Source organism: Streptomyces sp. SLBN-31 (assembly GCF_006715395.1).
Taxonomy (GTDB): domain Bacteria; phylum Actinomycetota; class Actinomycetes; order Streptomycetales; family Streptomycetaceae; genus Streptomyces.
Map to the genome: position 1 here is coordinate 80,553 of NZ_VFNC01000003.1, position 19,500 is coordinate 100,052.

Sequence of the window (19,500 nt, forward strand, 5' to 3'; positions counted from 1 at the left end):
CCCATCCTCCCAGGGAGCGACGGAAGCGAACGCATTCGAACCCTTACCTGCCATGCACGGGACTCACACAGAACCGTTCCCTACGATGGCGCGGTGACCAGTACCGCGTCCTCCCCGGACACCCGGCAAGGCCAGACCCCTGAAGACGAGCGGCCGGCCTGGCAGCTGCGGCTGCGCCGTTTCGGATACTCGGCCGGGTCCAGAGGCGACGTCCGTGCGCGTCTGGTGCCGCCGTTCACCGAACCGAGCCCGCGGCTGTGGCAGGTGCTGGGCGTGCGGCCGACGCTCGCCGGACGGATCGCGCGCTGGTCCGGCTGGGTCGGCCCGCTGCTGGTGACGCTGCTGGCGGGCGTGATGCGCTTCTGGCACCTGGGCAGCCCGAAGGCGGTGATATTCGACGAGACGTACTACGCCAAGGACGCCTGGGCGATCGTCCACCGCGGCTTCGAGGTCAACTGGGACAAGAACGCCAACGACCTGATCATCTCCTCGCACGGACATGTCAAGATCCCGACGGACGCGGCCTATGTCGTGCATCCGCCGGTCGGCAAGTACGTGATCGGGCTGGGCGAGCTGATGTTCGGGTTCGACCCGTTCGGCTGGCGGTTCATGACCGCCGTGCTCGGCATGCTGTCGGTGCTGATGCTGTGCCGCATCGGCCGCCGGATCTTCCGTTCCACCTTCCTCGGCTGCCTGGCCGGCGCGCTGATGGCGGTGGACGGGCTGCACTTCGTGATGAGCCGCACCGCGCTGCTCGACGGCGTACTGATGTTCTTCGTACTGGCCGCGTTCGGGTGCCTGGTGATCGACCGGGACCAGGCGCGCGCCAGACTCGCCGCCGCCCTCCCAGTGAGCCCGGACGGTCTGGTGCGGCCCGACGCGCACATCGCCGACACCACCTGGCTGGGCCTGCGCCCCTGGCGGTGGGCGGCGGCCGTGCTGCTGGGCCTCGCGATCGGCACGAAGTGGAACGGCCTGTACTTCCTGGCCGCGTTCGCCCTGATGACCGCGCTGTGGGACGTCGGGGCGCGCAGGACCGCGGGCGCCCGCCACCGGATCTCGCTGATCTGGGCGGCCGAGTCGATCGTGTCGTGGGTGGTGATGTCCGTCATCGCCGTCACCGTCTACCTGCTCTCCTGGATCCGCTGGATCCTCTCCCCCGCGGACGGCTCCGGCGGCTACTTCCGCAACTGGGCCGCGACCGACGGCCGGGGCGGCCACTTCACCTTCCTGCCGGACTGGCTGCGCAGCCTGTGGCACTACGAGCACGAGGTCTACGAATTCCACATCGGCCTGTCCTCGCCGCACACGTACATGTCCAACCCGTGGAGCTGGATCGTCGACGGCCGGCCGGTGTCGTACTTCTACGAGTCCCCCTCGCCCGGCGCGGACGGCTGCGCCGCCGACGCGGGCCAGAAGTGCGCCCGTGAGGTCCTCGCCATCGGCACACCGCTGCTGTGGTGGGTGGCGGGCTTCGCGGTCCTGTACGTCCTGTGGCGCTGGCTGTTCCGCCGCGACTGGCGGGCCGGTGCCATCGCCTGCGGTGTGGCGGCCGGCTATCTGCCCTGGTTCATGTACCAGGAACGGACGATCTTCTTCTTCTACGCCGTCGTCTTCGTGCCGTTCCTGTGCCTGGCGGTGGCGATGCTGCTGGGCGCGGTCATCGGTCCGCCGGGCTCCAGCGACACGCGCCGGGTGGCCGGGGCGACGGGCGCGGGCGTCCTGGTCCTGCTGATCGCCTGGAACTTCATCTACTTCTGGCCCCTGTACACCGGCACCGCGATCCCGATCGACAGCTGGCGTTCACGTATGTGGCTGGACACCTGGGTGTAGCCGGTCCGTGCCCACGGTGCGGCCGGATCCGTACCAACATGGGCAACATCCCTCACAGCCCCCTCTCCCGCCGCCTACAGTGCGGGGGATCGTTGTACGGGGAAACGGGGAGAGACATGGCCAAGGGGGTCAAGGTCGCCGTCATAGGCAGCGTGTTCGCCGTGATGGTGGGCGGCGCCGGGTACGGCGCCTTCAACATCGTGTCGGCGCTGAACGGTGACGGCGACGGCGGAGCGGCGTCCGTGAAGACGGGGCCGCCGAGCAAGGACGAGATCAAGCAGACGTCGGCCAAGTTCCTGGCCGCCTGGTCGAAGGGGGAGGCGGCCCGGGCGGCCACGTACACGAACGACGACGCGGGAGCCCGGCCGCTGCTGACGGGCTACAGCGAGAGCGCGCACATCAAGAAGGTGAAGATCACCCCGGGCGCGGCGAGCGGGGCGACGGTGCCCTTCACGGTCAGGGCGACGGTGTCGTACCAGGGCAGGTCCAAGCCGCTGACGTACAAGAGCGAGTTGACGGTCGTGCGGGGCCGGACCACCGGGCGGGCGTTGGTCGACTGGCGGCCGTCGGTCGTCCATCCGCAGCTCAAGACCGGCGACACACTGGTCACGGGCGAGTCCGCGAGCCCGGAGATCGAGGCCGTGGACCGGAACGGGGCCGTGCTGACGAAAGAGAAGTACCCGTCGCTCGGGCCCGTCATCGACACCCTGCGCCAGCGCTACGGCGACAAGGCGGGCGGCACGCCCGGCATCGAGCTGGCCGTCCACCACCAGGCGGAGGGGGTGGCCGACACCACGCTGGTGACCCTCGCCAAGGGGAAGGCGGGCCGGCTGCGGACCACGATCAGCGCGAGCGCGCAGGCGGCGGCCGAAACGGCGGTGAAGAAGTTCGACCAGTCGTCGGTGGTGGCCGTCAAGCCCAGCACCGGTGAGGTGCTGGCAGTGGCCAACAACCGCGGGGACCAGTTCAACGCGGCGTTCGAGGGCGAGGTCGCGCCCGGCTCCACGATGAAGATCATCACCGCCGCGATGCTCATCGACAACGGTGTGACCTCGATGAACGGCCCGGCGCCCTGTCCGCCGAGCGCCACCTGGCAGAGCCAGACCTTCACCAACCTCAAGAACATGCAGCCCAACGAGAACGCCACGCTCGCCAACAGCTTCCTGCGTTCCTGCAACACCGCCTTCATCAAGCTCATCGACGAGAAGCCGCTCACCGACTCCTCGCTCACGCAGGAGGCCCGGGACCGCTTCGGGCTCGGCCGGGACAACTGGAAGACGGGCATCACGTCCTTCGACGGCAAGGTGCCCACGGTCAGCGGCCCGGACCGCGCCGCCAACGCGATCGGCCAGGGCCAGGTGCAGATGAGCCCGCTGAACATGGCCTCGGTCACCGCGACGGCCATCACCGGCCGCTTCCGCCAGCCCTACCTGGTCCCGCCGAACCTGGACGACCGCGAACTGGCCACCGCCAAGGGGCTGTCCGCGAGCACCTCCGACCAGCTGCGGCAGATGATGCGGCTCACCGCGACCCAGGGGACGGCGATGGACGCCATGGCCGGGCTGCGTGGGGACATCGGCGCCAAGACCGGTTCCGCGGAGGTCGACGGGCAGACCGTGTCCAACAGCTGGTTCACCGGGTTCCGCGACGACATGGCGGCCGCGGCCATGACCGAGGAGGGCGGCCACGGCGGCACGGCGGCGGGCCCGATTGTCGCAGCTGTGCTACGGACGGCAGGCTGAAGTTTCCCCTCCGCTTGGGGACTCTAGGCTGGTGCCGTCGTTGGGATGGATGAGGGCAACGGGGACCCTGGGGAAGTAGCGAAGGACGGGAACTGTGGGCAACAGAAGGCGCGTCGCCGAGCGACGGAAGACCGGGTCCGCCGTCATCGGCGGGGTGATCGCCGTGGTCGTCGGCGGCGCCGGCCTCGGCGCGTACGCGCTGTACGGCCCCGGGGCCTCGGCCGACGACGGGAGCACCTCGGCGTCCGCGGGCGACCACAAGCACGTCAAGACCGGCCCGCTGTCGGCCACCGAGGTGCAGACCGCCGCGACGAAGTTCCTGACGTCCTGGAAGGCGGGCAAGGCCGCTCAGGCAGCCGCCGTCACGAACGACCCGACGGCGGCCACCACCCTGCTCACCGGCTACACCAAGGACGCCCACATCACGGGCGTCACCCTCACCCCGGGCACCCGCACCGGCGACAAGGTCCCCTTCTCCGTCAAGGGCACGGTCGCGTACAAGGGCACCAGCAAGCCGCTGGCGTACGACAGTTCGCTGACAGTCGTACGCGACAAGGAGACCGGCAAACCGCTGGTCGACTGGCACTCCTCCGTCGTCCACCCGGACCTGAAGGACGGCGACACGCTGGTCACCGGCGAGGCGGGGACGCCTCCGGTCAAGGCCTACGGCCGTGACGGCGGCGAGCTGACGACCGCCAAGTACCCGTCGCTGGGCCCCGTCCTGGACGGCCTGCGCGAGAAGTACGGCAAGATCGCCGGCGGAAAGGCGGGCATCGAGCTGGACGTGGTGCGCGGCAAGACCTCGCAGAAGGCCAAGCTGTCCGACAAGAGCCTGCTGACGCTGACCAAGGGCACCCCGGGCAAGGTGAAGACGACGCTGAGCCCCACCTTCCAGGCGGCGGCCGAGCGGCAGGTCGCCGCGAAGGACCGGTCCTCGGTCGTGGTCCTGCGCCCGTCGACCGGCGAGATCCTGGCCGTGGCGAACCACAACCCCGGCTTCAACACGGCCTTCCAGGGCTCCCTGGCCCCGGGCTCCACGATGAAGATCGTGACGTCGACGATGCTGTTCGAGAAGGGGCTCGTCAAGCCGGACCAGTCGCACCCCTGCCCCAAGAAGTACAAGCTCGCGGGCTGGACCTTCCACAACGACGACAACTCGGAGATCAAGCAGGGCACCTTCAAGCTGGCCTTCGGCGCCTCCTGCAACAACGCCTTCATCAACTTCGCGCCGAAGCTGTCCAACAGCGACCTGACGACGGAGGCCCAGCAGGTCTACGGCCTCGGTATGAACAACTGGGCCATCGGCGTCCCGACCTTCGACGGCTCGATCCCGGTGCAGAGCGGCGCGCAGATGGGTGCCTCGCTGATCGGCCAGGGCGGGGTGCGCATGAACCCGCTGAACATGGCGTCGGTCTCGGCGACCGTGGAGTCGGGCGTCTTCCGCCAGCCGTACCTGGTCTCCCCCGACGTGGACCACCGCACGCTGGCGAAGGCCTCCCGGACGATGTCGTCGCAGACGCAGGCCTGGCTGAAGGACGTCATGCGGTACACGGCGGGCTACGGCACGGCGGCCAAGGCGATGTCCGGGGTGAGCGGTGACGCCGGCGCGAAGACGGGCTCGGCCGAGGTGGACAACCAGAAGAAGCCGAACGGCTGGTTCACCGCCTACCGGGGCGACCTCGCGGCGGCGGGCGTGGTCCAGGCGGGCGGTCACGGCGGTGACACGGCCGGTCCGATCGTGGCGGCGCTGCTGAAGATGGGCTGAGCCACGGCGTCCGGGCGCGGGCGGGCGGTGCCGGTCAGCGACTGACGGGTGCCGCCGCCAGGTAGGTGCGGCGCAGGAACCTGAGCAGTGCCTTCGTCTCGAACTGCACCACCGACACGCCCTGCGGGGAGTGGAACTCGACGACCGCCTGCACGCGGCCGCACGGCCATACGCGGACCTGTCCGGTGCCGGCCGGGGCGCGCAGGCCCTGTTCGAGGAGCGAGCGGGAGCAGGTCCATTCGCGGGTGCCCGGCAGGTCGAACCGCACCGAACGCGGGTCGGTCTCCGGGTCGTAGCGCAGCACCACGGGGACCGCTTCGTCGATCGGTATCGCGGCGTCGGAGACGATGTGGGCTCGCGCGTACTGTTCGACTACAGACATCGTGACGGCCCTCTCACGGAGCGTGACCTGTGCGGAATCTGTGCGTCCACCCCCTTCCAATGTCCCATATTTTCCCGTTCATGCCTCTTGACGAATGAGCAACGGTCCGAGATACGACCCACTCGCTCTTGCAAGAGGTTCGCAACAAGGCATTATCATCGAACGGTGCATGTGCCTGACGGATTCATCGACGCGCCCACCTCGGCCGCGACCGGCGTGGTCGCCGCCGCCGCCGTCGCCGTGAGCCTGCGCGGCGCGCGACGCGAACTGGACGAGAGAACCGCCCCGTTGGCCGGTCTGGTCGCGGCCTTCATCTTCGCGGTGCAGATGCTCAACTTCCCCGTCGCGGCCGGTACCAGCGGGCATCTGCTGGGCGGGGCGCTGGCGGCGATCCTCGTCGGCCCCTACACCGGTGTGCTCTGCATCTCCGTGGTCCTGCTCATGCAGGGGATCCTCTTCGCGGACGGCGGGCTGACCGCGCTCGGCGTGAACATCACGGACATGGCGATCGTCACGACGGTCGTCTCCTACGCCGTCTTCCGTCTGCTGGTGAAGGTGCTGCCGCGCGGGCGGCGTTCGGTCACCGTCGCCTCCTTCGTCGCCGCGCTGCTGTCGGTGCCGGCCGCGGCGGTGGCGTTCACCCTCATCTACGCCGTCGGCGGGACGACCGACGTCTCCCTCGGCAAGGTCGCCACCGCGATGATCGGCGTGCATGTGCTCATCGGGCTCGGGGAGGCGGTGATCACGGCGCTGACGGTGGGCGCGGTGATCGCCGTGCGCCCGGATCTCGTGCACGGCGCGCGCGGCCTGCGACAGCGACTGAAGCTGCGCGTGAACGGCGCGCTCGTGGATGCACCGGCGGCCGATGGGGCGCGCACGGCGCCCGTCGCGGCGCGCACTTCCCGCCGCGCGCTGTGGATCACCGGTCTCGCGACCTCCCTCGTCCTGGCCGGCTTCGTCAGCTTCTACGCCTCCTCCAGCCCCGACGGACTGGAGAAGGTCGCGCACGACGAGGGCATCGACAAGAAGGCCGAGCGGCACGGCTCGGCCGACTCCCCGCTGGCCCACTACGGCGTCAAGGACGTCGAGGACGCCCGCCTGTCCGGGGGGCTGGCGGGCGTGATCGGCGTCGGCGTGACGGTGGTCGCCGGGAGCGCGGTGTTCTGGGTCGTGCGCCGCCGGCGTACGCCGGACGTCTCGCCGACGAGTACGAGCGCCGTCTGACATGGGCGCGGGACACGCACACCGGCTCTACCGGCACGGGCACTCCCCCGTGCACGCCCTGCCGCCGCACACCAAGCTCGCCGCCGCCTTCGCGTTCGTCGTGGTCGTCGTCTCGACCCCGCGGGAGGCGATGTGGGCCTTCGGTCTGTACGCCGTCCTCCTGGGCGCCGTCGCGCACTACGCGCGCGTGCCCGCCGGCTTCGTCCTCAAGCGGCTGCTGATCGAGGTGCCGTTCGTGGCGTTCGCCGTGCTCATGCCGTTCGTGGCAGAGGGCGAGCGGGTGGACGTCCTGGGGGTGTCTCTGAGCGTCAACGGCCTGTGGGGGGCGTGGAACGTGCTCGCCAAGGGCACGCTCGGCGTGGCCACGTCGGTCCTGCTGGCCTCCACCACCGAACTGCGCGAACTGCTGCTGGGCCTGCAGCGGTTGAAGCTCCCGCCGCTCCTCGTCCAGATCGCCTCCTTCATGATCCGCTACGGCGACGTCATCACCGACGAGATGCGGCGCATGCGGATCGCGCGGGAGTCGCGCGGGTTCGAGGCGCGGGGCGTGCGGCACTGGGGGGTGCTCGCGAAGAGCGCGGGCGCCCTGTTCATCCGCTCCTACGAGCGCGGGGAGCGCGTGCACCTGGCCATGGTCAGCCGCGGATACGCCGGTTCGATGCCGGTCATCGACGAGGTGACCGCGTCCCGGGCGCAGTGGTCGTACGCCCTCGCCCTCCCCTTCGCCGCCCTTGTCGTCTGCCTGCTGGGATGGACCCTGTGACTGTCGAGACGCCTTCCCTGGAAGTGGCCGGACTGGCCTTCGCCTACCCCGACGGCCATCAGGCGCTGTTCGGCGTGGACTTGCGCATCGAGCGCGGCGAACGGGTCGCGCTGCTCGGCCCGAACGGCGCGGGCAAGACGACCCTCGTGCTCCACCTCAACGGCATCCTGACCGGCGGCGCGGGAACGGTGACCGTCGCCGGGCTGCCCGTCGGCAAGCGGCACATGGCGGAGATCCGGCGCCGGGTCGGGATCGTCTTCCAGGACCCGGACGACCAGCTGTTCATGCCGACCGTGCGCGAGGACGTGGCGTTCGGGCCGGCGGCGGCCGGGCTGCGGGGCGCCAAGCTGGAGGAGCGGGTCGACCGGGCGCTCGCGCTGGTCGGCATGGCGGAGTTCAAGGACCGTCCCCCGCACCATCTCTCCTTCGGACAGCGGCGCCGGGTGGCCGTCGCCACGGTCCTCGCCATGGAGCCGGAGATCCTCGTCCTGGACGAGCCCTCCTCAAACCTCGACCCGGCCTCGCGCCGCGAACTGGCCGACATCCTGCGCGCCCTGGACGTGACGGTCCTGATGGTCACCCATGACCTGCCGTACGCGCTGGAGCTGTGCCCGCGCTCCCTGATCCTCAGCGAGGGCGTGATCGCCGCGGACGGCGGCACGGGCGAACTCCTCTCCGACGACGACCTCATGCGCGCCCACCGCCTGGAGCTTCCCTTCGGCTTCGATCCCCGTTCGGTGACGGCGGGCACGGGCCGTCCGTGACAATGGGCGCGTGACGAACGAGGACCAGACGCCGGCCGCGGCCTCGCCGCTGCTCGACGATCAGCTGTGCTTCGCGCTGTACGCGGCCCAGCGCGCGGTGACCGCCGCCTACCGCCCGGTGCTGGAGGAACTCGGCCTCACCTACCCCCAGTACCTGGTGCTGCTCGTCCTGTGGGAGCGCGGCGAGACGACGGTGAAAGAGCTCGCCGCCGCCCTGCGGCTCGACTACGGCACGATGTCGCCGTTGCTCAAGCGGCTGGAGAGCGCGGGGGTGGTGCGCCGGGAGCGCGCGGCCCACGACGAGCGCTCGGTGCTCGTCGCGTGCACGGGGCGCGGAGAGGAACTGCGGGAGCGCGCGGCGTGCGTGCCGGGCGCCCTGCTCACGGCGACGGGGCTCGGCACCGAAGAGGTCGCGCGGTTGCGCGAGGAGTTGTGGAGGCTCGCGGAAAGGGCGCACGAAGCGGCAGAGCGCCCCGCCTGACAGCGCGCGCTCCCGAATAACACGCCCCCGAGCACACCCCCACCAGCCGTTACCCCCGGTTGCATCCCCCCGACCCACGATACCGACCTACCGGCCAGTACCTTGTGCACGATGTACTCGCGCACACTCGTTCTGGGGGGCATCCATGAGCGCCATGAGCGACGACCTCACGGCCGACACCGAGACGCCGGACACCCGTCCGACGAAGATCATGTACGTCGCCGAGGCGACCGCGCACGGCGGCCGGAACGGCTACGTCACCAGCCAGGACGGCCACATCCAGCTGAAGGTGGCGATGCCGCCGCAGCTGGGCGGCGACGGTGACGGCACCAACCCCGAGCAGCTCTTCGCGGCCGGCTACAGCTCCTGCTTCCACAACGCCCTGATCCTTGTCGGCAACCGCATGGGCTACGACCTGACGGGCTCGACCGTCGCCGCCAAGGTCGGCATCGGCCCCAACAGGACCCGCGGCTACGGCCTGGCGGTCGCCCTCAGCGTCTCCCTGCCGGTCCTGGATCCGGGCGTCGCGGCGAAGCTGGTGGACGCGGCGCACGAGGTGTGCCCTTACTCGAACGCGACCCGCGGGAACATCGACGTGACGATTCTGCTTGGTTGATCAGGAGAGCGGGACAGGGCGAGGAGGAGTACGGACGTGGACGTGAACGGTGCGGTCGCCGAGGGCTTCGAACCGGTCGGGGAAGCGTTCGCGAGGAACTTCGACGTGCTCGGGGACCGCGGCGCGGCGGTGGCCGTCTACCGGGACGGGCACCGGGTCGTCGACCTGTGGGCCGGGGCCAGGGACGTCGACGGCACCGAGCCCTGGCGGCGCGGCACCGCGCAGGTCGTGCGCTCGGCGACCAAGGGCGTCGCCGCCGCCGTAGTCCTGCTGCTGCACCAGCGCGGGGAGCTGGATCTGGACGCGCCGGTCGGTGAGTACTGGCCGGAGTTCAAAGCGGCCGGCAAGGAGCGCACGCGGGTGTGGCACCTGCTCGCGCACCGGGCCGGCGTGCCGGTGCTGGACACGCCGCTCACGCCCGCGCAGGCCGCCGACCCTGACCTAGGCGCCGAGGCGGTCGCGGCCCAGGCGCCGGTGTGGGAGCCGGGGACGGACCACGGGTATCACGCGCAGACGTACAGCTGGCTGACCGGCGAGCTGGTGCGGCGGGTGACCGGGCGGGACATCGGCGAATGGATCGCCGGTGAGATCGCCGGCCCGCTCGGCGCGGACCTGTGGCTCGGACTGCCCGATGGCGAGCGGGCGCGCGCGGGCCGCGTGGCGCAGATCGATCCCCCGGCCGATCCGCGCGGTCTGCGGACGCGCCCCAAGCGGGAGGTCTCCGAGGCCTATGCCGACCCCGCCTCCCTCACCCGCCGCGCCTTCGCCGCGATCACGCCGCTGCCCGACGAGAACGACCCCGCCTACCGGGCCGCGACCCTGCCGGCCTCCAACGGCGTCGCGACGGCGGACGGACTGGCCCGTTTCTACGCCTCGCTGATCGGCGAAGTGGACGGCGGCAGCCGCCTGTTCACGCCGGAGACGGTCGAGCTGGCCCGCGCCGAGCGCAGCGCGGGGCCGGACCGCGTGCTGGTGGTGGCGACCAGGTTCGGCCTGGGCTACATGCTGCACGGAGCGGCTTCCCCGCTGCTGTCCCCCACCTCCTTCGGCCACCCGGGCCGCGGCGGCGCCCTCGGCTTCGCCGACCCCGACTCGGGCATCGCCTTCGGCTATGTGACCAACGGCTTCAGGAAGAGCGTGACGGCGGACCCGAGGGCGCAGGCGCTCGTACGGGCGCTGCGCGCGTCCCTCGGCTCCGCCTGACGCTCAGCCGTACGCCTGCCGCTCGGCCGTGAGCCCGCCGCTCAGACGTTGATCGGGTGGGAGGTCCGGCCGGAGGCCGAGTCGATCTCGCCGTGCGCCTTGGTGAGCAGTTGCATGGCGAGTTCGTTCAGCGCCCGCGCGCCGGCGATCTCCTCGCCGACCCTCGGCTGATTGGAGTCGGTGTGGTGGCGGCTCGCGTGCCCATGGGCCCGTACCTCGGTACCGTCGGGCAGGCGAACCATCGCGACGGCCCGTGTGTGGGTCTCGTCCTCGCTGAACTCCATCTCCACGTGCCATCCCACAGCGGTGTGCATCATGACGATCACCTCCGGAACACCTGCTTCCAGGGTGCTCCCCGGGGACCCCTTCGCGCGAGGGGTACCGGGTCAGCCGTCGGACTCCGCGGAGGGGAGGTAGGCGCCGGGCACGTCGTTCGGCGCGTAGACCTTCTTGTCGCCGGGGTAGGGCTTGGTCCAGTTGTGGGTCTGGTACCAGGTGTAGCGGTTCATCTGCTCGTTGTTGGCGTAGTCGGGCACGGCGTGCGGGCCGGTCAGGCGCTGGTGCGAGGCCCAGGTCTTCCACTCGTCCGCGAGTGCCTGCTTGGCCTCGGGGACCGCGGCGGACGTCGGGGCGGCGGCGGCCGAGGGGTCCTGCGGCGCGGGGGTGTCCGGGCCGCAGGGTGGCTGGGGGGTGACGCCGAGGGTGAGGGAGGTGCGGTTGGGGACGGCCGTGAACGGCGTGGTGTCCGGCTTCAGGGTGAACGCCCCGTACATGGGGGTGGCGGCGCTGTCCTTCTGGTTCATCGGGTGGATCCCGAGGATCTGCTCGATGGTGCGGATCATCGTGATCTGCGAGTAGTAGTGGCTGTCGACCGTGTCGCGCTGGGCCCAGGGGCTGATGATCTGGACCGGGGCGCGGTGGCCGTCGACGTGGTCGAGGCCGTTCTGCGAGTCGTCCTCGACGACGAAGATCGCCGAGTCCTTCCAGTACCTGCTGTGGGAGATCTCGTCGACCATGCGGCCGACGGCGAGGTCGTTGTCGGCGACCTCGGCGGCGGCGTTGGCGGGGCCGCCGGTGTGGTCGTTGGAGAACCAGAACATGTTGAGGTTCGCCGGGCCGTTCTTCTCGAAGTCCTGCTTCCAGATCTGTTCCTTGTAGATGTCCGGGACGCTGAGGTCGAACATCGGGAAGCCCTGGACCGACACCTTGTTGAGGGAGGGGATCGCCGAGCCGGTCTGGATGGGGTACTGGGTCTGCGCGCCGGTGGTTTCCATGGTCTTGCTGTCGCAGTACAGGTTCTGCCAGCTGGCGTCGGCCGGCTTGCTCTCCAGCGACTGGAACTCGCCGAAGTCCTTGACGGACCTGCCGGCCGCCTGCGCGCCGCTCCAGATGAAACCGGACTTCTGGTGGCCGAGGGCGTCGTTCTCGGTGTCGTAGCTGCGCTGGTACTCGCCGGCGGAGGACTCGGTGTACTCCGGGTTGTCGGACTGCATCAGCCAGTTGTGGCCCTCGGCGGAGTTGGTGCCGACGTCGTAGAAGTTGTCGTAGAGCCCGAACCGGTCGGCCAGCGCGTGCTGGTTGGGGGTGACGTTCTCGCCGAACGTGGCCAGCGAGGAGTCGCCGTCGCCCTGCGGGAGGTCGCCGTAGACCTGGTCGTAGGTGCGGTTCTCCTTCACCAGCAGGAAGACGTGTTTGATCGTCGAGGGGTCGCCGAGGCGCAGCGGGACGGGGAGCGCCGGCACGTGGCTCTTGCCGCTCGAGGTGACGACCGAGCCGGGCGTCCAGCCGTTCTGCTTGAAGACCCTGACGGTCCGGGCCCGGACGACGTGGTCGTCGGGCAGGGTGAACCGCGTGATGCTCGACGTGGTGTCGTGGGTGCCGTGGCCGGTGGCGGTGGTGGGGCGGCGGGCGTCTATGCCGCGGGTGTTGGAGACCACGACGTCGTCGCCGACGGTGGTGATCTCCGAGGGGAAGTAGTCGGTGGGCAGCAGGCCGACGTAACCGGCGGGCTCTTGCGGCGACTTGTAGCGGTAGACGGCGACGGCGTTCGCGCGGCCGAGGGTGACCAGCAGGCGGCCGTCGTCGGTGAGGGTGACCGCGTTCGGCTCGTAGCCGACCTTCGCCTCGGGCCACGGCTGGGTCGCGATGGTCTGGACGACCTTGTCCTTGCGGGTGTCGATGACCGAGACGTTGTTGTCGGCGGTGTTGGTGACGAACACCGCGCCCTTCGCCGCGTATACGGCGGTGGGGTGCAGGCCGACGTCGATGGAGCCGACCGCGGCGGACGGGTCGGTGGTGTCGATGACGCTGACCGTGCCGGTGGTGGTGGCGCCGGTATCGGGGTCCGCCGGTACGTCGGTGCCGTACGAGTTGATGGTGGTGTCGCCGTCCTTGGCGGGACGGCCGCCCTCGTTGCCGACGTACAGCTTGCCGTCGGCCATGGCGAGGCCGCGCGGGGCGTTGCCGACGGCCCAGCTGTGCCGGACGGTTCCGGTCGCCGCGTCGAGGGCGACGACGCGGTTCTGGCCGTTGACGGCCGCGTACACGGTGGAGCCGTCGGCGGAGAACACGACGGCGCCCACGAGCGCGTGCTGGGCGCCGTCGGCCGGGATCGGGACGGCCACGGGGTCGGAGAGGGTGCCGTCGGAGCCGACGGTGAACCGGGTGTAGCCGTCGGTCTGGCCGAGCCACAGCTGGGTGCCGTCGGGCGAGTAGGTGGGGCCCTCCTGGCCGACCGAGGCGCTCTTGATGCGCAGGTCGTCCGCCTTGTTGGTGCCGACCTTCTGGATCACCTGACCGGTGCTCAGGTCCATGATGACCAGGGAGGCGTCGCCGTCGGCGACCGAGGCGGCGAGGTGGCTTCCGTCCGGAGCCACCGTCGACGACATGATCTTGCCGTCGTTGACGACCGTGCGGCTGCCGTACGGCTTGAGGAACTGGTCGCTGGAGATGACCTGTCCCTCGGGGGTGTCCTCGGCGACCTGCCGGCTGCCGAACTGCCACGTCGAGGCGACCGCCGTGCCCGTGACGCCGAGGGCGACGGCGATGCCCGCCGTCACCAGCACGGCGCGGCGGCCGACGCGTCTGCCGAAGAGGTTGAGCTGCTCCTTCTCGTTGACCCGGCGCTGCCGTGTTACCTGCATGGAACTATCCCTTCGAGGTGGTGTCGAGCAGGTCGACGTTGCCGTCGAACTGCCACAGCGGGTTCGGCGCGTCCCCTGTCGGGGTGCGCACCAGGAAGTAGCCGTTGACTTCCTTCGGCCCGTCGCCGTCGGCGACGAACCGCCCGTCCGAGGTGACGTCGAGCTGGTAGACGGCCTGGCCCGGTACCGGGACGCCGGGGAGATGCCAGATGACGACGCAGCGCCAGTCGTTGCCCGCGCCGCTCTGGGCGCCCTGGCCGTCGCTCTTGGTGCAGGCCGCGGTGGAACGCAGCCGGGCCTCGGTGACGGCGGGGCGGTGCAGCTGTTCGGTCTGCATGCGGTACAGGTGCGCGAAAGCGGTGGCCACCGACCGCTGGACCTTGTCCCGGGTGATGCCGGAGCCGGTGGAGGGGGTGAACGCGGCGACGCTGGCGACGGTGAGCGCGGTCAGGCCGGCCAGGGGCAGCAGCCCGAGGGTGATCGCGCGGCGCCCGGCACCGTCGTAGGCGAGGTCGGTGAAGTCCCGGCGCAGGAACAGCAGATGGGCCAGCGCGGTCGCGAGCAGCGCCCATACGAGGCTCACCGCGACGCCGATCAGGAGCGGGGCGAGCTGGGCCGGGCTGGTGAACAGGCCGTTCCAGGAGATGAAGGCGTAGCCGGGCAGGGCGAGGCGTACGGCGACCGGCAGCGGCAGCATTTGGGCGACCTGCATGCCGAGGGCGACGAGCGGTGGCAGCAGCAGGCCCGTCGGGGACCGGCCGAGCGCGACCGAACCGAGCAGGCCGATCGCGGCGAGGGCCAGGGTGGGGGCCAGGGCGGCGACCCAGGCGAGCAGGACGCGTACGGCGGTGTCGGAGGACGTCAGCCGGTGGCCGTCGAGGCCGACCAGGGGCTGGTCGCCGACCGAGGCGAGGCCGCCGGCCGTGCTGGAGACGGCCAGCCCGGCCACCAGCAGCAGGATCACGGTGAGGCTGGCCAGGGACTTCGCCACGAAGATCCGCCGGGGTGAGCGGACGGCGACCAGCAGGTGCCGCCAGGTGCCGAGCCGGTCCTCGGAGGCGAAGACGTCACCCGCGACCAGGGAGGTCAGCAGCGGGAGCGCCCAGGTGCCGGCGAAGCCGAGCATCACCAGCGGCCCGGCCCACCCGGTGGCGTGCATCCAGCGACCGAAGAGGGTGTCGGAGGGCAGGGTGCTCTGCCCGCCCACGCCGGCGACGAAGACGCCCGGCGCGATCCAGCAGACCAGCACCAGCAGGCGGATGCGCCACTGCGAGACCAGCTTGACCAGTTCGAAGCGGTAGCCGCGCGGGACGGAGACGGGTCGGGCGCCGACGACCTCGTCGTCGGCGAGGGCGGTACTCATCTGCCGGCCTCCTCGCGCTGGTCGGTGAGGGCGAGGAAGGCGGCCTCCAACGGCGAGACCACGGGGGCCAGTTCGCGGACCGCGACGCCCGAGCGGACGATCGCGGACACCAGTTCGTCGAGGGCGGGCACGAGCCCGCGCAGGACGAGCGTCTCGGCGTCCTGCCGCGTCCCCGGCCCCGGGTCGTCGACGATCCGGATGCCGGCCGTCCCGGCGGCCAGCCGGCGCGCGGCCCGCGGGTCGGACGTGCGCAGCCGGTAGTCGAGTTCGCGGTTCTCGGCCGCCAGCTTGCCCAGCGGGCCGGAGAACACGACCCGCCCGGTGGCGAGGATGGTGACCTCGGAGCACAGGGCCTCCAGGTCGTCCATACGGTGGCTGGAGAGCACGACGGCGGTGCCGTCCGCGGCGAGTCGGGCGAGGACGCCGTGCACATGCCGCTTGCCGGCCGGGTCGAGGCCGTTGGCGGGCTCGTCGAGGACCAGCAACCGGGGCCTGGTGAGCAGGGCGGCGGCGAGCCCGAGCCGCTGGCGCATGCCGAGGGAGAAGCCGCGGGCCCTGTCGTCGGCGACGTCGGTGAGTCCGACCTCGTCGAGGGCTTCGTCGACCCGGGCCGTACGCGGGTCCTCGCCGCGCAGCCGGGCCAGCGCGGCCAGATTCTGACGTGCGGTCAGCGAGGGGTACAGGCCGGGCCCGTCGACGAACCCGGCGACCCCGTCGGGCACGCCGAACGCCCGCCCCACGGGCACGCCGAGGATGTCGAGGCCGCCCGCGTCGGCGACGGCCAGGCCCAGCAGCAGGCCGAGCAGCGTCGTCTTGCCGGCGCCGTTCGGGCCGACCAGGCCGTGGATCCGACCCTGCGTCACATCCAGGTCGACGGCGTCGAGTGCGACGACGTCGCCGAAGCACTTGGTGACCGCACGGGCCCGGACTGCGTGGAGTGCGTCCATGAGTCCCTTCTTCCGGAATCCGTCGGGACCCTAGGGACGACACACAACCCAGGCACGGACGGCCGGCTGAACGTTGGTGGAACGGATCGTCAAGGCATCGACAAATCGTGTGCACGACAACTCAACGCAGACCGCGGCTTGGCCAACGCTTGGCGTTATGTTCCGGACAACGTTGCCGGGGTCTCCTCCAGAGCCGGAGACAGGGGCGGTCGGCTCCGGCTCGCGTGCGGTACGCGGCAGCGAACGGCCTGTAGGCCTAGCCGAGATCCGGGATGGCGGGAGATGTCCAGAAGGTGACAGTCGGCCCGTAAGATCCGTCCTCTTCGTCGCTCACCTCGACGGTGATTTCCCGATCAGGATGGCGCGAGGACAGGACTCCCTGCCAGCACTCGCCCAGACTCAGTGCGAGTTGGGGCAGTTCGTCTCCGAGGTGTTCGTCATCCGTGAGGGCGGTGTTGCCGAATGTGGCCCACAACTCGACATGGTTGACGACAGCTTCGACGTGTTGCCGCTCCTGGCCCGGCTTCGTGAACCAATCGTCGACAGCGGCCTGGCTGAACCGGTCCTTCAGGAAGACGCAACCCCGGTACTCGACCGTCTCGGGGCAGAACAGCCAGGCCGCAGACAGGACGAAACGAAGGCCGCCCTCGTAGTCGAGGTAGTTGGCCGGGGAGAGCTCCTCGTCGTTCCATTCGGTGCGCCAGCGCCTGAAGAACGCCGGCAGTTCACGCTCGGACCATGCCGATTCGCTGCTGCTCACGAGCACCACCTAACTCGCGTGCAGCATCAGCCCGATGCCCGCCACCAGGAGGCCGGCGGCCATGATGCGGGGGGCTCCGAAGCGTTCCTTGAAGAACACCGCGCCTATCGCCGCGCCGACGATGATCGACGACTCGCGTAGGGCCGCGATCGGGGCGAGCTCCGCCTTGGTCTGGGCCCACAGGACAAGGCCGTAGGCGAGGACGGAGAGGGCGGCGCCCAGCAGGCCCACGGCGGCGAACGGCCGTAGGACGGTCAGGAACTCCCCGCGCAGGCGGGTCAGCGCGTACGCCGGGATCGCCACGCCCTCCACGGCCATCAGCCAGGCGATGTACCCGAGGGAGGATCCCGAGGCCCGTACGCCGAGCCCGTCCACGACCGTGTAGCCGGCGATGGTCAGCCCGGTGGCCAGGGCCGCGCCGATCGCCGCCCAGTTCGGCCGGCGCCCGCGCAGCCCCCACAGGGCGACCCCGGTCAGCCCGGCGCAGGACAGGGCGATACCGGCCGCCGCCCACCCGTCGGGCACCTCGTGCGCGAAGACCGCGGCGAGAACGGTGACGACCAGCGGCGCGGTGCCGCGGGCGATCGGGTACGCCTGCCCGAAGTCACCGAGCCGGAAGGACTTCATCAGCAGTACGTAGTAGGCGGCGTGGATGACGGCCGAGCCGATCAGGTACGGCCACGCGGCCGCCGCCGGGACCGGCACGAACGGCAGCATGGCCAGCCCGATCAGCATCCCGCCGCCCGCGATCAGCGTGAACCCGACCAGCTTGTCGGTGATCCGGTGGGCGATGGCGTTCCAGCTGGCGTGCGTGACCGCGGCGAACAGGACCGCCGTGGCGACCAGCGGGGTCACGACGCCGGCTCTCGCACGTCCACCAGGGTCGCGCCCGCGTGGGCGATCAGTTCCTTGGGCTCCATGGGAAAGACCGTGTACGGCGTCCCGGCGGCCGCCCACACCACCTCGTGCGCGAGCAGCGACCGGTCGGCCAGCACCCGGGTCCGCGTACGGTGCCCGAAGGGCGGTACGCCGCCGATGGCGTACCCGGTCGTCTCCCTCACCACGTCGGCCTTGGCCCGCGTCACCTTCTCGGCGCCGAGTTCGTGCCGCACCCGCTCGACGTCCACCCGGGACGACCCGTCCATCAGCACCAGCACCGGCACGCCGTCGGCCGCGAAGATCAGCGACTTGCAGATCTGGCTCAGCTCGCACCCGATCGCCGCCGCGGCCTCGGCCGCGGTGCGGGTCGCGTCCGGGAACCGGCGCACCCGGCCGCGCAGGCCGTCGAGGCCCAGCTCGCGCAGGGCGTCGGCAAACCGTGGGTGGACTGCGGAACCGTCGGTGGCATCAGCGCTCGTCATGCATGGCACGCTAGCGGTGGGTGTACCCGACACGCGACCGAGTTCAGCGCGACACGAGGGTGAGGAAGACGGTCCAGGTGGTGCGGGCGACGGCCAGGTGCGCGGCCCGCGGGGCCTTGGAGTCGCGGATGTGGATCGTGGCGGGAGTGACGGCGACTTCGACGCAGTCGCCGGGTTCACTGCTGTCGCTGTAGCTGCTCTTGAACCAGCGGAGTTCCGTAGTGCTCATAGTCTCCCCAGCACTTGTTCGACGAAGGCCAGCGACTCTTTCGGCGTCAGAGCCTGCGCCCGGATCATCCCATAGCGCAGTTCGAGGATCTGAAGATCACGATGACTCGAGACGGGACGGCCGTTGAACGCTCCGTCGGAACGCCCGATGGCCGTCCCGTCCCCGAACTTCATCACGTCAATCAGCCCCTGCATGCCCGCGTGGTCCTCGCGTTCGGTCGGCATGACCTGAAAGGTGACGTTCCTCAACTGCGCCACCCCCAGGAGGTGTTCCAGCTGTCGGCGTAGCACCATCCTCCCGCCGATCGGCCGCTCGAGCGTCACCTGTTCCTGGACGAAACCGAGCGTCGGAGCGGGGTCCCGGTCGAAGATCGCCTTACGGGACATGCGGGCGGCCGTCTCCCGCTCCACCACGTCCGCCGTGAGCGCGGGCTGGTGCGTCTCGAACAGGGCCTTCGCGTACTCCGGCGTCTGCAGGAGACCGTGGATGTTGTGATTGCGATAGAGGAGCACCTCGACCGCCCGCTCCTCCATCTCGGCCAGCTCCCGCACCTTCTTCGGATACCGCGCCCTGCGCATGTCCTCCGTGAACGCCCGCAGATGGCCCTGCGCCTTGAGGACCGTGTCCGCCCTGTCCAGGAACTCCGGCCGCGGAATCCGCTGTCCCCGCTCCATCTTGCGGACCATGTCCTCGCCGTATCCCATGAGTTCACCGAACTCGGCAGGCCGCATGCCCGCGCCTTCGCGGCACACCTTCAGCAGGTGTCCCACGGCCTGCACGATCGGCTCGATCTCGTCCCCCGGTTCCACATCCCAACCGGCCTCGTCCACGCCCTCGTTCATGACCACCTCCAACGCGCCCCGTACCCGGACGGCATCGCGGACAGCCGGGACAGTCCGAGACAAACGCCGGGCAGTCACCGGC

At 70.7% G+C, this 19,500-nt stretch carries 19 protein-coding genes; 9 read left to right on the plus strand and 10 right to left on the minus strand.

Going from position 1 to position 19,500, the window contains the following annotated elements:
• Positions 1 to 93 precede the first annotated feature (93 nt).
• The 3 genes from FBY22_RS37905 (at position 94) to FBY22_RS37915 (ending at position 5,340) form a co-directional block, all read left to right on the plus strand.
• On the plus strand, positions 94 to 1,833 hold the full coding sequence (locus FBY22_RS37905; RefSeq protein ID WP_142152711.1) for a dolichyl-phosphate-mannose--protein mannosyltransferase: 1,740 nt from the start codon (positions 94 to 96) through the stop codon (positions 1,831 to 1,833).
• A 116-nt stretch (positions 1,834 to 1,949) separates the two neighbouring features.
• Positions 1,950 to 3,575 carry a penicillin-binding transpeptidase domain-containing protein gene (locus FBY22_RS37910; RefSeq protein ID WP_142152712.1) on the plus strand — a complete coding sequence of 542 codons (1,626 nt, stop codon included), beginning with the start codon at positions 1,950 to 1,952 and terminating at the stop codon, positions 3,573 to 3,575.
• A 94-nt stretch (positions 3,576 to 3,669) separates the two neighbouring features.
• A complete protein-coding gene (locus FBY22_RS37915) occupies positions 3,670 to 5,340 on the plus strand; it encodes a penicillin-binding transpeptidase domain-containing protein (protein ID WP_142152713.1) in 1,671 nt (556 codons plus the stop codon).
• Positions 5,341 to 5,374: 34 nt separating this feature from the next.
• On the opposite strand, the gene FBY22_RS37920 is transcribed toward FBY22_RS37915, so the two are convergent.
• Positions 5,375 to 5,722 (minus strand): SsgA family sporulation/cell division regulator, encoded by a 348-nt coding sequence (locus FBY22_RS37920; protein WP_142152714.1) that lies wholly within the window; start codon positions 5,720 to 5,722, stop codon positions 5,375 to 5,377.
• A gap of 165 nt (positions 5,723 to 5,887) precedes the next feature.
• Between FBY22_RS37920 and FBY22_RS37925 the strand changes: the two genes are divergently transcribed.
• From FBY22_RS37925 to FBY22_RS37950, 6 genes are all read left to right on the plus strand, one after another.
• Positions 5,888 to 6,946, plus strand: coding sequence for an energy-coupling factor ABC transporter permease (locus tag FBY22_RS37925; RefSeq protein ID WP_142152715.1), 1,059 nt, complete (start codon positions 5,888 to 5,890; stop codon positions 6,944 to 6,946).
• Between the two features lies 1 nt (position 6,947).
• Positions 6,948 to 7,709 (plus strand): cobalt ECF transporter T component CbiQ, encoded by a 762-nt coding sequence (cbiQ, locus tag FBY22_RS37930; protein ID WP_142152716.1) that lies wholly within the window; start codon positions 6,948 to 6,950, stop codon positions 7,707 to 7,709.
• The gene (locus tag FBY22_RS37935) at positions 7,697 to 8,473 is read left to right on the plus strand and encodes an energy-coupling factor ABC transporter ATP-binding protein (protein WP_142152717.1); all 777 of its coding nucleotides are present in this window, start codon (positions 7,697 to 7,699) and stop codon (positions 8,471 to 8,473) included. The genes cbiQ and FBY22_RS37935 overlap by 13 nt, the downstream gene beginning before the upstream one ends.
• A gap of 10 nt (positions 8,474 to 8,483) precedes the next feature.
• A complete protein-coding gene (locus FBY22_RS37940) occupies positions 8,484 to 8,954 on the plus strand; it encodes a MarR family winged helix-turn-helix transcriptional regulator (RefSeq protein WP_142152718.1) in 471 nt (156 codons plus the stop codon).
• A 154-nt stretch (positions 8,955 to 9,108) separates the two neighbouring features.
• A complete protein-coding gene (locus FBY22_RS37945) occupies positions 9,109 to 9,570 on the plus strand; it encodes an organic hydroperoxide resistance protein (RefSeq protein ID WP_142154550.1) in 462 nt (153 codons plus the stop codon).
• Positions 9,571 to 9,606: 36 nt separating this feature from the next.
• Positions 9,607 to 10,773 (plus strand): serine hydrolase domain-containing protein, encoded by a 1,167-nt coding sequence (locus FBY22_RS37950; RefSeq protein WP_142152719.1) that lies wholly within the window; start codon positions 9,607 to 9,609, stop codon positions 10,771 to 10,773.
• Between the two features lie 41 nt (positions 10,774 to 10,814).
• Here FBY22_RS37950 and FBY22_RS37955 read toward each other — a convergent pair whose 3' ends face one another.
• The 9 genes from FBY22_RS37955 to FBY22_RS37995 form a co-directional block, all read right to left on the minus strand.
• Entirely contained in the window at positions 10,815 to 11,090 is a 276-nt protein-coding gene (locus tag FBY22_RS37955; RefSeq protein ID WP_142152720.1) for a DUF1876 domain-containing protein, read from the minus strand.
• A 69-nt stretch (positions 11,091 to 11,159) separates the two neighbouring features.
• On the minus strand, positions 11,160 to 13,916 hold the full coding sequence (locus FBY22_RS37960; RefSeq protein WP_142152721.1) for a bifunctional YncE family protein/alkaline phosphatase family protein: 2,757 nt from the start codon (positions 13,914 to 13,916) through the stop codon (positions 11,160 to 11,162).
• 4 nt (positions 13,917 to 13,920) lie between these two features.
• Positions 13,921 to 15,279: an ABC transporter permease gene (locus FBY22_RS37965; RefSeq protein ID WP_142152722.1), complete on the minus strand. Its 1,359-nt coding sequence runs from the start codon at positions 15,277 to 15,279 to the stop codon at positions 13,921 to 13,923.
• A complete protein-coding gene (locus FBY22_RS37970) occupies positions 15,276 to 16,226 on the minus strand; it encodes an ABC transporter ATP-binding protein (RefSeq protein WP_142152723.1) in 951 nt (316 codons plus the stop codon). Before FBY22_RS37970 ends, FBY22_RS37965 begins: the two co-directional genes overlap by 4 nt.
• 256 nt (positions 16,227 to 16,482) lie before the next feature.
• A complete protein-coding gene (locus FBY22_RS37975; RefSeq protein WP_142152724.1) occupies positions 16,483 to 16,986 on the minus strand; it encodes a hypothetical protein in 504 nt (167 codons plus the stop codon).
• 9 nt (positions 16,987 to 16,995) lie between these two features.
• Complete coding sequence (locus FBY22_RS37980) at positions 16,996 to 17,841, minus strand: DMT family transporter (protein ID WP_142152725.1); 846 nt, start codon at positions 17,839 to 17,841, stop codon at positions 16,996 to 16,998.
• Positions 17,838 to 18,347, minus strand: a complete 510-nt coding sequence (locus FBY22_RS37985) for a YbaK/EbsC family protein (protein WP_174267399.1) — start codon at positions 18,345 to 18,347, stop codon at positions 17,838 to 17,840. The genes FBY22_RS37980 and FBY22_RS37985 overlap by 4 nt, the downstream gene beginning before the upstream one ends.
• Positions 18,348 to 18,390: 43 nt before the next feature.
• Positions 18,391 to 18,576 (minus strand): DUF397 domain-containing protein, encoded by a 186-nt coding sequence (locus FBY22_RS37990; protein WP_142152727.1) that lies wholly within the window; start codon positions 18,574 to 18,576, stop codon positions 18,391 to 18,393.
• Positions 18,573 to 19,418, minus strand: a complete 846-nt coding sequence (locus FBY22_RS37995; protein WP_142152728.1) for a helix-turn-helix transcriptional regulator — start codon at positions 19,416 to 19,418, stop codon at positions 18,573 to 18,575. Before FBY22_RS37995 ends, FBY22_RS37990 begins: the two co-directional genes overlap by 4 nt.
• Positions 19,419 to 19,500: the final 82 nt, after the last annotated feature.